The following is a 12984-nucleotide window of genomic DNA, read 5'->3' as shown; positions in this document are numbered from 1 at the left end:
GTTTTGGTCAAAGTATTAGAAAAAACTATCTGGAGATGACAGATTACGAGAAAACAGAACTGGTAAACGCTTTTTATCAATTAAGGAGCGGAGCGGACATGATAACGGACATGGCCAATTTCCATATGGATTATTTTAATATGGATAACATTGATGCCAATCAAATGGATATTCATTTTAATCTTCCGAATGAGCAGGACAAAGAGATTTTCTTGGTATGGCACAGAATGTTAATGTTTGAAACCGAGCAAGCGATGCAGGCTATTAATCCGAAACTTTCAATTCCGTATTGGGATTCTTCAGCTGATAGGTTGGAAACTTCGCCACTTTGGGAGGAAGATTTTATGGGAAGCTTTGAGGATAATTGGAGCCTCAATAGAAATTTTGGCCACGACGGTTTGTTGCCATCTCCACAGAGCATTACCAACATGCTGCAAATGTCTGATTTTTTTGAATTCTCTAACTTTTTTGAAAGACAATTACCGCATAGCGGCGCCCACAGATGGGTGAGTGGAGCTATGGTTACATCGGCTTCCCCAAGAGATCCTGTTTTCTATTTGCACCATACTTTTGTCGATAAACTCTGGCACGATTGGGAAGAAACCCATGATGCTTCGTTTTATTTAAGAACCGATATGCTTCGGTACGATGGTACTTATGTTTTTGATGGAGAAACCTTACCACTCGTAAATCCCAATAGCATTGTAGATAGTAGGGCTTTGGGCGTATTTTATGCTGAAAATGGACTAGCTACTTTAGATAATTATATTGTTAGTAACACGCATTTACCAGAAGAATTGTTTTATTACCGATTTACCATTCAGGCGGGAGATAATTTTATTGCTGCTGAAAACACTACGAGTCATTTACAATCTATTTCCGAAGTGATTTTAACACCAGGTTTTTTGGCAGAAAGCGGTTCTAATTTTCGAGCTTCCATTGATGCGGAAACCACTTCTTTATTGGCTAGAAATAATCAGCAACAATATCCGAGGGAAAAGAAACCATTCGACGATGTAGAATTGGAGCAGGTTTGGCTTTGGAGCGAAGGGGAAATGGATGCTAAAGATCCGGCAGTGGTCATGCAAACTTTTCCAAATCCGTTCGATAATAAAATTACCATCACTTTAAATAAGAAAAAAGATTGTGTGGTAGAAATTTATAACCTTACAGGCGCACTTATTAAACAAGAATTTTTTGAATTTACAGACATTATTGAAATAAATGATTTGTACGGCTTGGCCGCTGGAACTTATGTGGTGAAAGTGGTAGATGCCAATGGAGAAACCTTAGTGGCAAAAAAAGTGGTTAAAATGTAAATGATGAAAACAATTGGTGTTGCATTACTGCTTTTAATGCTAAGCTTTTTATATCAAGAGGAACTCAACTTTAGGGTAGCAAACAAAACCAAGCATACGTTAACGCATATTCGCGTATTTGGCACCAATTTACAGGGGGAGTTAAAGCCTAATGAACAATCGGATTATTACCAAACTATATACAATGATTTTACTGAAGAAGCGATTTTAATGGTGTACGTGGAAGGTAAAAATTACGGTATCTATGTTCCCTTATCACAACGGAATAATCGTGTTACTTATATTATCGACAGTATTGATACCATCAATAGAAATATTCTAATCCGCATGCAGGTCGATGAGTGATTGCAATGGAAATTTGTATTTGATTAAAGGCTACTCTGGATGCATCATTTCTTTGCTTTTTGGATCGCGGTATAAACAGCAGGCGGGTAGTTTTTCGTAATTTTCATCAGATGCTTTTATTTCTTCCGTATCGTGACCAACTTCAGCAATAGCCTTTTTTATTTCTTTAAGCTGGCATTTCCTTTCGTTAAAAATTATGGTTAATTCATTGGATTGGATATCCCATGAAGCATATTTAACACCTTTAACTTTTATAGCTGCTTTTTCAATGCGCGATTCGCACATACCGCAATTTCCAGATACAAGGAAGGTTTCTTTTTTGTTTTTTTCTTGAGCACTCATCAAAAGGCTCATTAACAAGGCTAAAATTGTGTATTTTATTTTCATTTTTATATGGTTTTAATTATTGTCGTTGAATTTTAAATCGGAATCCCACGTAATAAACACCTCCAAGAACAGGAGCGTAACTAAGCGTACTATCAAAATATTCCCCGAATGGGTCATCACTGGCCAAAATAGGGTTGGGTTGTGTATAATTATTAATGTTTTCTCCTCCTGCGTAGATTTCAAACTTATTGGTAAAGGAATAAGTGATTTGTGCATTTAAAATACTGTAAGATGGGGAAGATTCTTCTACTCGATAAATTTCTGGGTTACTTTGTGTATTGGGTAAGCGCTGCTTTCCCAACCAATTTAGAGTAGCATCAAAACGCCATTGCCTCCCACTTGGTTGCTTCACGGTTTCGTAGTTTGCATTTACAAAAAAGCGATGTTCCGGTTGAAAAGGTTTTTGCAGATTTCCACTTTGGTAATTGGTTTTTACTTGATAATTTTTGTAGGTAGCTCGAAGGTTTACATTCTGGATAAGTTCATAATTTATGTCGATTTGAAAACTATTGGCAAAGCTACTTCCATCGAGATTGTAAAAGGAAACCGCTTGTGGATTCTCCCAATCTACCACCACTTGATCTACAAAATCTGTTCGGTAAAAATCAGTAGAAAAGACAAGGGTTCTGTTCCATAGATAAAGTTTCTGAGTAAAACTTATTCCATAATTCCATGCTGTTTCTGGGGATAATCCATACGTTGACCCTTCACTATTTTCAATTATTATTTGTCGGTTACTTGAAAACAGCTGTTGGTTTTCAGCAAAAATATTAGCGCTTCGTTTTCCCCTTCCTATCGACGCTCGAATGTTGGCTTTGTCCCAAAGTGCATATCTAAGATGCAAACGAGGCGTTAAAAAAGTATGCAATCGGTTATGGTTGTCAATTCTAATACCCGCTACAAAGCTTAGTTTTTCCAAGTTGTTATAGGTGTACTCGAAAAATGCACCAATGGAATTGTCTTTTCGGTTATAATTTTGGGTGTTTATACTTTCCTGAAAACCATCGTAAGTAAAGCTAATGCCCGTTTTGTATTTGTGTTGTGTGCTCCCAATGATGCTGTTGAAAATAGCATTGGAATAAAAGGATTGTTGCTGAATGTCGTAAGTTCTAAATCCGTAGTAGGAATTTTGATCGTGATTGGAAAACGCGAGTTGAAGTCCGAAACTTTGAAAAGGAAGATCTGGAAACACGTAGCCAACTTTTGAAGAAACATCGATACGGTTTGTTTGAACCTCACTTCCCCAAGTATTTTCAGTAAATTTATCCTTATCAGGATTAAAATTTATTTCCCCTGTTTGTTTTTCATCAAATAAATATTGAACGTTGAAAAAGCCAACCCACCCTTTTTCAGCATCGCTGTATTGCCATCGGTTCATGAAATTTATTTGTTGGGCGAGGGGAGTGTCTAAAAAATTATCTTCGTTTTCATCGACTTTTGCGGTTCTTTTGTTTGCATGTAAGTAAATTCCGGTTGCCCATTTTTCTGAAATATCGGCGTTATGCCTTGCGTTCAATTCAAAGCGGGCATAACTGTTTCCGTAGAAATTTAAAAACCATTCCTTGTCGATAAAAGGTTTCACTAATTCAGAATTTATTTGACCAGTAATACTTTCAAAACCATTTAAAACACTACCCGTTCCTTTGGTAATCTGAATGCTTTCAATCCAAGACCCCGGAATAAATGAGAGTCCGTAAACTTGAGAAGCACCCCTTATGGAAGGCATATTTTCTTGAGTAAAAAGCAGGTACGGACTGTTAAGCCCAAGCATTTGTATTTGTTTTGCTCCAGTAGCGGCATCAGAAATATTTACATCTACGGACGGATTGGTTTCAAAGCTTTCGGAAAGGTTACAACACGCCGCTTTCAGCATTTCCCGACTATCTACGGTAACCACATTTTGAACATCAAACAGTGACCGCTGTAGCGGATTAACATTTTCTTCCACAATTACCGCTTCCAAGGCAATTTCAGGAAAGAGAATAATCCTGCCCAAATCAGGTCGGTTAACCAATAAAGTATCGTTTCTAAAATTCGGATAGCTGATGATAATTCTTTTTGATGCCTTACTAAACGGGATGCTAAAATCACCTTCGCTATCACTTATGGTTTCATTATTCCCTTGCAACCAATATATTTTAGCACCACTTAACGGAAACGGTGCTTTTTGATCGTTGTAAGCGGCTATATTTCCTTTAATTTTTAATTGGCCAAAAACGTTATTCGGGAAAAAGCCCAAACAGATTCCCATCAAGGCAAGCCAGAAAAAACTATTGTTAGGAATTTTCAGTATCATTATTTAGTAACTAGGATCGTCAACTATTTGCTATGGTTGTTTTTCGTATTTCAAAGAGATTTTTAACCATTGACAGAAAATTAGAAAATCCAGTGCGTAATTGATTTAATTTTAGATGAAATCGATTTTTCTAGGGATGATTTGCGTTTATCAAAATAATTCATTCAATCCTCTAATTTTCAGGTCATGAGAAAGGTCGATTTCATATAAGCTATAATGTAAATGATATTTGGAAATACAATACGGGAGCGGCTCTTTTGGAGCCTTGATGCGATGCGCGGATCGAAAGTGAAAAAGCAGTATTTGGATATTGCTTATATCCTTGAAAATTATGAAGACCAATCGGTTCAAAGTTTACTTGAAAATAGACTGAAAACTATTTTAGAGCACGCCAAAAGCACGGTTCCTTTTTACCATGAAATGAAAAGCGTAGAATGCTTATCAGATTTCCCAGTAATCGATAAAAATATAGTTAGGGAGTATTTTGAAAACTTTAAATCGTCTTTATATTTAGGGGAAAAGCTCTACTCCAAATACACTAGTGGCTCCACAGGAACGCCATTTAAGGTTTTTCACGATAAAGAAAAACGTTTAAGAAACACCGCAGACACCCTTTACTTTGCCAAAAAGGCTGGTTACCATATTGGGCAACGACTTTATTATTTACGTCATTGGGATAAATACAATGCGAAATCTTCTTTAGCTGCTTTCGCTGAAAATGTGGTAATGCATCCGGTGGCCAATCTTTCGGATAGAGACATTAAAAAGTTAATTTCGGATATAGAAAAAGATACATCGCCCAAAAGTCTTTTGGCATACGCATCGGCGCTCACCACCATTTGCAATTACTTAGAAGCAAACCATTACAAACCAATTTCTAATCCCATGCAATCGGTAGTGGCTATGTCTGAATATTTGTCGCCGATTGTAAAAAAGCAACTGGAATATTATTTCGGTGCTCCTGTAGTTTCGCGTTACTCCAATGTGGAAAACGGTATAATTGCCCAACAGTTTCCGAAGGATGATAACTTTTACATAAATACAGCCAGTTATTATGTTGAAATACTCAAAACAGACAAGGACGAAGCTGTGGAACCTGGGCAAATGGGTAGAATTGTAGTTACCGATTACTTCAATAAAAGTATGCCGTTGCTACGCTATGATACCGGGGATATTGGATATTTAGGACAATCTGATGGAAAGGAAAAACTTCCTTATTTAAAAAAGATTGAGGGAAGAAAAATGGATATTATTTACAATGTGAATGGCGAACCCATTAATTCGTATGTTACCTATCATATTTTAAAATACCCACATATCAAACAGTTTCAGTTTATACAGGAATATGCTCACAAGTATATAATTAAGTTGAATGTTAACAATGAATTTGATGCGGAGCGACAAATTGTGGAAGAGTTTAAACAGCATTTGGGTAAGAACGCCCAAATTGAAATTGAATACGTAACAGACATTCCAGTTCTAAATTCCGGAAAACGAAAATTGGTAATCAATAAGTTGTCTGAAGGTGATTTGTATGCTTTAAAGTCGGAAGACTAGTTATCGTAAAACTAGAAGACAAAAAATTAATCCAGTTTTTGATATTCCTTCAATAATTCCTGCCAAACTAATTTCTGATCGTATTTTTCAGCAATTGCTTGATAGGCATTCAAAGACATTTCTTTGTGTTTTTCTTCTGAAAGGGACATCATTTTTTCCATAGCATTATAAATAGCTTTTTCATCTTTTACAGGAATTATGAATCCGTTAAAATCATCTTTAATAATTTCGTTGCAGCCATTAATGTTGCTAACAATACTTGGGAGATGAAAAGCACACGCCTGCATAACTACATTGGGGAAACCTTCCCGATAGCTCGGGAAAACAAGGGCCTTCGCTAAACGAAAATAAGGGCGAACGTCTTTTTGCCAACCAACAGGAATAATTTTAGGGTGATTTTCCAAAACTTCAACTGTTTCTGGTAACAGCGGATCCAAATTTTCTTCATAAGAACCCACTAAAAGTAGTTTTGCGGAATCATATTTTTTGCTGAAATCACTAAACGCTTTAATCAACTCGTTGATGCCTTTATCGCCTACCAAACGCCCTACAAAAATAAAAACATAATCGGTTTCGGTAATATTTAATTGCTTTTTTAAATGGAGGATATCTTGTTCAAGTATTTCTTTTCGATTAAAGTATTCTAGATTAATTCCGTTGGAACTTCCATTTGCGATAATGCTTAGTTTGGCTGGATTGGTAAATTTGTTCTTGAGAATTATCTCTGATAAACCGTAAGAATTGGGATATACCTTAGTAGCGCAATGGTAGGTAAATCTCTCCACGGAATTTAATAGTTGTCTTTTAGAACCTTCTGCTTCCACAAGCGGCAAACCTGCCACCGTGTGCAATCTGTTTTTTACACCAGCGAGTTTCGCGGCAAGCATACCCAAGGTTCCAGCTTTTGGGGTATGCGTATGAACTACAAAAGGTTTTTCTTTTTTAAAAATTTGATAAAGTTTATATACGGCTTGGAGATCGGACCAAGGAGTGATTTTCCGAGTCATTTTTACAATGTGATAATCGGCATCTTCCTGTTTTGCTATTTCTTTTAGACTTTTATTTCCGCTACCTTCACTGGAAATGGCTACCATGCGATAATGATTGCTCATAAATTTCAGTTGTCCTTTTAATAATCCGGAAAATGATTGTGGAACAGTGGTAACGCGAATAATGGTTTTCATTTCAATTGTTTTTGAAAAGGTTGGAGCACTATGATTGTGAGGCCTGGGCTACGAGTTGCTTTTGACTTTTTTGGAAGACTTCATTATATAGATTAATGTAATTCTCAACCATTTTATCAATAGTGAATTGTTGCACTTTCTTAAGGCAGTTTTGCGTGATTTTTTCTGAATAGTTACTGTCTTCCATTAATCTACAGATGGAATTACTCAATTCTAATGGATTGTTTTCTTCTACTAATATTCCAGCATTTTCAACAACTTCGGTAACACCGGACACATCACTTGCCACAAAAGGTTTTCCGCAAGCCATAGCTTCAATACAAGAAAGCGATAAACCTTCATAATGGGTTGATAGAACTACGATATCTGCAGTTTTCAATAATCTTGGAACGTCATTGCGGACACCCAGAAACTGGACTCTGAGCTGTAGATTAAGACTTGAAACCAAATTTTTCATCGTTACTAATTCGGGACCTTTTCCTACAAGTAGTAATTTAACACGGTCTGGTAAATTCAAAAGCGATTTTACAAGTGTGGCCTGATCCTTTTGAGGGGTAAAACTGGCTACTTGAATAAGAATACGATCAGATTTTACAAGACCTAATTCCTCCCTTTCGTAAGGCTTGGCATTAAAAAAAGTTTGGGTATGAATGCCGTTGTAAATTTTTTGAAGGTGATAACCTTCCCCTAAATGTTTTTCTAGATTTTGATGAACCGAATTGGATATGGTCACAACGGTATCGTAATACCGATAGAAAAACTTATCTGCTTGTTTTAAAATTGCATTTTTTCTGCGTTTATTGAAAGAATTGTGTTCCGTAAATATCATGGGAACTTTAGAATTTCTGATGATGGAGGCCAAAGCAACCCAATATAAGCAAGGAAATAGATGTACGTGGATGAGGTCGTAATTCTTTAGGTGTTTTTTTATTTTTATGCTGTTAAGCGGATTGTAAACGTTCTTGCAATTCAGATTGATAAAATTTATTTCTGAATATGATTTAATTTTTTCCAGAAGAGGAGATTCAGGTGCTGTTAAAACCAAAATGCTTACATCAAAGTTTTGTTTGCTGTATTGCAAAGCGGTTTCAACCACCAATTTTTCCGCTCCGCCCGGTGATAACGAATTTATTATTTGTAATAATTTCATTTCTTTATTCGGTTAAAGTAAAATACATATCCGTAAAGTAGGCAGCCAAAAGGAATAGCCGCTATGGTAAGCATTTTGTTTGGTGTTTTTGTTAAGAAAGAGCTGTCTTTAAGTTGTAAGCTATGCGACACATAGTGCACGGCATTTTTAAACCGTACTTTTAGGTAATTGGAATATTTCATATTTAGCATTCTCGCATACTGAAATCCTTTTGGATGTCTAAAATATTGTTTGACAATATTTCTAGACGAGCCGTCTTCCATATATTCCACAATGCATAAAACTTCATTGAGGCAAGCCAGTTTGTATTTTTTATCCACAAGCAAATACAATGTGCCTAAAGGAACAAATCGTTCTCCTTTATAAATAGGGTACTGTTGAAATTTTTTAATGATTTCCGTTCGATACACTAGTTTTTTGTCTCCTTTGCAGTGGTATTTAAAATATAAATCCTCCAAAGTAGCATTGGTAATATTATCAGGAAATTTTGTGCCAATAATTGTGTTGTTCTCATAAGCATCGAGACCTATAATACCGGCAAGCTCATTTTTATTGTCAATTGAATTCCAATAGTTCAAAATATTTTCAATGGCATCTTCAGGCATGTAATCATCAGAGTCGATACAAACATTCAATTCGGTTTCAATTAAAGAATAGGCTGTATTGTGCGCGCCATGCATACCTTGGTTTTCTTGAAAATGGTATTGTATGGAAATCTTGTTTTCCTTTTGCCATTGGGCAACCAATTCTTTGGTATTATCGCTGGAGCCATCATCTATAAGCAGCCACACAAAATCCTTGTTGGTTTGTTTCAGCAAACTTTCATAGCATTTGTTTAAACAATATGCGCGATTATAAGTTGGTGTGAAAACGGTTATCTTTTTCATTTGCTTCATATTCATTTGTTTATAATGGTCAAGCCTACCTTGTTGGTAAGCAGGTGGAATGCCCAATTAGTAATAGCGTTGGTGTTTATATTTTTTAATGGGCATTTCATAATTGAATTTTTTCAGGAGTAATAGACATAAAACATAAAAAAGGTAAATCCAAAGTATGCCAGGGCGACTTTGCCTATAGTGAGGTGCTGAAACTTAAAAAAGGTTTGTTTCAGAAAAGGATAAATAATTACTATCCCAATTAAAAACCACGATAAATAAGCAAACCGATTGGAAAAATTAGCGCGTATAACTAAAATCCAAAAAGCATTAGCCATTAAATAGGTATGGAACAACTGCAGGTAAAAAGGGTCTTTGAATTTCTTTTTAAAAATGAAATACCAACCGGTAAACACTGCTGAAGCACTGTAAATTAAAAAATCCCATCGAAAACCAGTGCTTTTAAACGAATTTGGGTCCGCTTCCCCGGTTAGATATCCGCTGAGCCGTTCATCCGCAAAACCCAAACTGGCAAACAGATTTTCCCAAAAACTGCCCAAAGCTAATGATAGCGGAATGGCTATTAACCAACCAGCGATATACAATTTTGGTTTTTTAACAAAATAAGTAAGGCTGAAAGCAACGATGGGCAACAACATGGTTTGGTGGGTTAAATATGCCAAACAAAAGATGATGTACATCGTTAAAATATTGGAGCGATAAGACAGTGCCAAAAGGAATAAGGAGGTAGCCACGCCATTTCTAATACCGTTGGTGCCATAACTCCAAAATGAAAAAGAAACTAATAAAAGGTAAAAACAATAAAACCAATATTTTTTTGAGATGGATTTTGAAAATCGGTACATTGGAAAAATGTAAAGAAATGCGCAAACTGTAAAGAAAATGGCTTTAGGAAAAACTTGAGCGTTAAGCATCATAAAATAATGAAAAACCCAGTCTTTATCCATTGCAATTGCTCCGCCACTTTGGTAATAATCAAAATACCTGGCATATGTAATCATATCTCCAAAATACTTTCCGCTAACGGGCCTCAAACCAATAAATAGAATAGAGAATAGTAGAAGAAAATAACCACTAATATTTATAAACACTATATTCTTATTGCTATTGATATCCAATATCAACGCATGAAGCACCATAAATACCATTATTAAAAGGCACGTATTGATAAAAATTGGATAGAAAATAGCTGGTTCCATTGGTGCAATCTAGTGTTGGTTGGTTTTTTTATATTCAATCAGTTTTTGGTTTAATCACTAATTGAATTAATTGGTTTGTAATCTTTCTGAAAATCAGAATTCTAGTTAACTCAAAGATAGTTTCATCATGGCAGATGGGGAGCAGTTATCGACCATGTTGAAATAATTTCGTTAAAATTTAAATTGTGTAATCCAAACCTATTGAGCCTCACGTAAGTATAGTGTATTTCATCGAAGAAATAAACCATTAAACGTAATTAGTAGCAACATGAAGATTTTTGATTTTAATTGTAAGAGCCTTAAAACTAATAACTTACTTATGTACCGAAGCCTTAAACCTATGATAGTGCTTTTAAGTTTCCTATTTTTATTCTCTTGTAATAATGAGGACTTATTAAACGATGCACTCACCGACAATACCGATACTCCAGATGGAAATGGTGAAATTATATCCACTCCCTGCGATTTTACATTAGATAATGTATCCGCTAACTCCACCGTTGAGATTGATTGTAAGCTTGATTTGGAAGGAAAAACTGTTGTATTGCCTTCCAATGTAAATTTTGAATTTAAAGGAGGAGAAATCATAAACGGAACCCTAGATTTTTCAGGAGGTGTAATAGATGGTAAATTATTGAATTATCAATTGACTATTACTGGAGATGCACAACTTAAAGAACCTACTTTTTTCTTTGATCCCGAACGTTGGGATATTGTTCAAGGGGAAACTTCTTCGGAAGTTGCCTTGGATAATAATCAAAAATTGGAAGGATTGATTTACGAGATTAAGCGATTGGGAGGAACTACTTTCGAAATTGATGAATTTGATGCCTATTTCGAAGTTTCCAAGGTAACCAGTACTACTACGAATCAGAATTATTATCCATCAAAAGAAGCGGTCAATGTCCCTTCTGATTTCAATCTAAAAATGTCTAGCAATACCCATTTACGAGTGTTTCCAAATGACAAAAAGAAATATGCTCTTCTGGCGATTCGAGACGATTCTAATGTTACTATTACTGGAGGAAACTTGCATGGTGATAGGGACGAGCACGATTATAGCTCTGGCGGAACACATGAATGGGGACATCTTTTGGAATTGCACGGCGCACAGGATGTTGAAATTAAAGATGTTGTCATGAGCATGGGGTCTGGAGACGGAATGAAAATACATAGTTTAAACCACAACTTTCAACCGAATTATATTCCTTCACAAAACATTGTAGTGAGCAATTGTACTTTCGATGCTAACCGAAGAAATAACCTTTCCATTACCGATGGAAATACTATAATTGTTGAAAACTGTACCTTTTTGAATGCTGGAATCGATACTCCAAACTCTGAGGGTACTGCACCTAAGTTTGGAATTGATGTGGAAGCTTACAGAACTAGGGGAGATGACGGAGAATTGATTTTTTATGAAAAAGCTACCGATATTATTATAAGAAACAATACTGAAAAGGGCAGCGCAGCTGGAGGTTTCTTGGTAGCCATTGGCGATGATGTTACTCTTGAAAATAACACAGTCGAAAATGGTATTGGTTTTACGCTTGCTACCGGAGTTAAAATTATTAATAACAGAATCATTGGAAATGGGGATATGAGCGAAAACGGTATTACCGCCGGAAAGCCAGGAACAGAAACGACTTATAACAATGAAATTTCCGGTAATACGATTGAAGGGTATGGAACTGGAATTACGTTGTACAACAAGCAAGTGAAGGTATTCGATAATAACCTTGTAAATACTAGAAACGGTATTTTAATCCCAGATGAGGTGGAAGAAGCCGAAATTTACAATAACACATTTACCAGTAATGTATCTGGTAGTCATGGTATTTTTGTTCACATCGCTTCCGCGGATAATGTGACAATTTACGAAAACGACTTTGATACTGATAGTTACGGGATGAATTTTGTAAACGTAAACTTAGATGCCTCTGCAGCTAATAATGAAGTTTTAGTACGTGATAATACATTTGCGTCTAATCAAACAACACGGGTACATAATTCAAGAGGAATCAATGTAGAAGAATAGATTTTTCGAATAAATAGCGAAGAGAATTACTTAAAATCCACTCCTTTATGGGGTGGATTTTTTGATTACTTTAGCTGGATTTCCAACCACCGTACTATTTGCCGGAACGTCTTTTGTAACTACGCTTCCCGCACCCACTATACAATTGTCTCCAATTTTAATATCCCCAATAACAATAGCGCCGGTGTAAATGGAAACATTATTTCCAATTAATGGTTTTTTACCGTTTTTTTCACCTATTGTTACCAAGTGATTAATGTAAAAATTCTCACCAATCTCCTTCGCATTAATAATAGTGCCGTAGGGGTGACCCGTTAAAAATCCTCCTTTTATTTTCGTGTTTACTTCAATGGTGAAGTATTTTTCTTTTGGGCAGTAAAGATTTAAAAAATGAACTAAAAAGCTACGGTTTCTGAAGTAAAAAATATTTCTAAAATCTTTAGAAACTGCCAAATAATGAAGAAGCATGGTAGCAAAACTACCTGTATTTCCTTTTGCACGATTCCACCTTTCGATATCTTGCTGAATTAGTTTCTTTTCTTTACTGAAAGTATATAAAACCAAATGTGGCAATAAAGTTATCTTAAATAGATTGATTAAAATGCGTCTCATA

Annotated in this window: 11 protein-coding genes; 4 read left to right on the top strand and 7 right to left on the bottom strand. The window is 35.7% G+C overall.

Features of this window, described 5'->3' with window-relative positions:
* Positions 1-35: 35 nt before the first annotated feature.
* Both NDQ75_RS10605 and NDQ75_RS10600 read left to right on the top strand, forming a co-directional pair.
* Entirely contained in the window at positions 36-1319 is a 1284-nt protein-coding gene (locus NDQ75_RS10605) for a tyrosinase family protein (RefSeq protein WP_242513620.1), read from the top strand.
* Positions 1320-1664 (top strand): hypothetical protein, encoded by a 345-nt coding sequence (locus NDQ75_RS10600; RefSeq protein ID WP_202027449.1) that lies wholly within the window; start codon positions 1320-1322, stop codon positions 1662-1664. It begins immediately after the preceding gene.
* 30 nt (positions 1665-1694) lie between these two features.
* On the opposite strand, the gene NDQ75_RS10595 is transcribed toward NDQ75_RS10600, so the two are convergent.
* The gene (locus NDQ75_RS10595; RefSeq protein WP_202027448.1) at positions 1695-2051 is read right to left on the bottom strand and encodes a heavy-metal-associated domain-containing protein; all 357 of its coding nucleotides are present in this window, start codon (positions 2049-2051) and stop codon (positions 1695-1697) included.
* A gap of 16 nt (positions 2052-2067) precedes the next feature.
* Entirely contained in the window at positions 2068-4347 is a 2280-nt protein-coding gene (locus NDQ75_RS10590; RefSeq protein ID WP_242513619.1) for a TonB-dependent receptor plug domain-containing protein, read from the bottom strand.
* A gap of 222 nt (positions 4348-4569) precedes the next feature.
* Here NDQ75_RS10590 and NDQ75_RS10585 point away from each other — a divergent pair, with 222 nt between their 5' ends.
* The gene (locus tag NDQ75_RS10585) at positions 4570-5904 is read left to right on the top strand and encodes a phenylacetate--CoA ligase family protein (RefSeq protein ID WP_202027447.1); all 1335 of its coding nucleotides are present in this window, start codon (positions 4570-4572) and stop codon (positions 5902-5904) included.
* A 26-nt stretch (positions 5905-5930) separates the two neighbouring features.
* Here the strand turns inward: NDQ75_RS10585 and NDQ75_RS10580 are convergent, their stop codons facing one another.
* The 4 genes from NDQ75_RS10580 to NDQ75_RS10565 all read right to left on the bottom strand — a co-directional run bounded on the left by NDQ75_RS10580 (position 5931) and on the right by NDQ75_RS10565 (position 10333).
* A complete protein-coding gene (locus tag NDQ75_RS10580) occupies positions 5931-7088 on the bottom strand; it encodes a glycosyltransferase family 4 protein (protein WP_202027446.1) in 1158 nt (385 codons plus the stop codon).
* 28 nt (positions 7089-7116) lie between these two features.
* Positions 7117-8238: a glycosyltransferase family 4 protein gene (locus NDQ75_RS10575; protein ID WP_202027445.1), complete on the bottom strand. Its 1122-nt coding sequence runs from the start codon at positions 8236-8238 to the stop codon at positions 7117-7119.
* The gene (locus tag NDQ75_RS10570; RefSeq protein WP_202027444.1) at positions 8235-9125 is read right to left on the bottom strand and encodes a glycosyltransferase family 2 protein; all 891 of its coding nucleotides are present in this window, start codon (positions 9123-9125) and stop codon (positions 8235-8237) included. The genes NDQ75_RS10575 and NDQ75_RS10570 overlap by 4 nt, the downstream gene beginning before the upstream one ends.
* A gap of 122 nt (positions 9126-9247) precedes the next feature.
* Entirely contained in the window at positions 9248-10333 is a 1086-nt protein-coding gene (locus NDQ75_RS10565) for an EpsG family protein (protein ID WP_202027443.1), read from the bottom strand.
* Positions 10334-10673: 340 nt separating this feature from the next.
* On the opposite strand from NDQ75_RS10565, the gene NDQ75_RS10560 reads away from it, so the two are divergent.
* On the top strand, positions 10674-12371 hold the full coding sequence (locus NDQ75_RS10560) for a right-handed parallel beta-helix repeat-containing protein (protein ID WP_202027442.1): 1698 nt from the start codon (positions 10674-10676) through the stop codon (positions 12369-12371).
* A gap of 45 nt (positions 12372-12416) precedes the next feature.
* On the opposite strand, the gene NDQ75_RS15920 is transcribed toward NDQ75_RS10560, so the two are convergent.
* On the bottom strand, positions 12417-12983 hold the full coding sequence (locus tag NDQ75_RS15920) for a serine acetyltransferase (RefSeq protein ID WP_202027441.1): 567 nt from the start codon (positions 12981-12983) through the stop codon (positions 12417-12419).
* Between the last annotated feature and the right edge of the window lies 1 nt (position 12984).

Origin of the sequence: Galbibacter mesophilus, assembly GCF_023721415.1 — a bacterium.
GTDB classification, from domain to species: Bacteria; Bacteroidota; Bacteroidia; order Flavobacteriales; family Flavobacteriaceae; genus Galbibacter; species Galbibacter mesophilus.
Note: the sequence above shows the minus strand (reverse complement) of the source record. Positions and strands in the feature narration are given on the sequence as shown.

Bases quoted from the DNA above. Each gene is read 5' to 3' on its own strand.
- NDQ75_RS10575 (WP_202027445.1), bottom strand. From the start codon at position 8,238: ATGAAATTATTACAAATAATAAATTCGTTATCACCGGGCGGAGCGGAA.
- NDQ75_RS10570 (WP_202027444.1), bottom strand. From the start codon at position 9,125: ATGAAAAAGATAACCGTTTTCACACCAACTTATAATCGCGCATATTGT.
- NDQ75_RS10560 (WP_202027442.1), top strand. From the start codon at position 10,674: ATGATAGTGCTTTTAAGTTTCCTATTTTTATTCTCTTGTAATAATGAG.
- NDQ75_RS10565 (WP_202027443.1), bottom strand. From the start codon at position 10,333: ATGGAACCAGCTATTTTCTATCCAATTTTTATCAATACGTGCCTTTTA.
- NDQ75_RS10605 (WP_242513620.1), top strand. From the start codon at position 36: ATGACAGATTACGAGAAAACAGAACTGGTAAACGCTTTTTATCAATTA.
- NDQ75_RS10595 (WP_202027448.1), bottom strand. From the start codon at position 2,051: ATGAAAATAAAATACACAATTTTAGCCTTGTTAATGAGCCTTTTGATG.
- NDQ75_RS15920 (WP_202027441.1), bottom strand. From the start codon at position 12,983: ATGAGACGCATTTTAATCAATCTATTTAAGATAACTTTATTGCCACAT.
- NDQ75_RS10580 (WP_202027446.1), bottom strand. From the start codon at position 7,088: ATGAAAACCATTATTCGCGTTACCACTGTTCCACAATCATTTTCCGGA.
- NDQ75_RS10585 (WP_202027447.1), top strand. From the start codon at position 4,570: ATGATATTTGGAAATACAATACGGGAGCGGCTCTTTTGGAGCCTTGAT.
- NDQ75_RS10590 (WP_242513619.1), bottom strand. From the start codon at position 4,347: ATGATACTGAAAATTCCTAACAATAGTTTTTTCTGGCTTGCCTTGATG.
- NDQ75_RS10600 (WP_202027449.1), top strand. From the start codon at position 1,320: ATGATGAAAACAATTGGTGTTGCATTACTGCTTTTAATGCTAAGCTTT.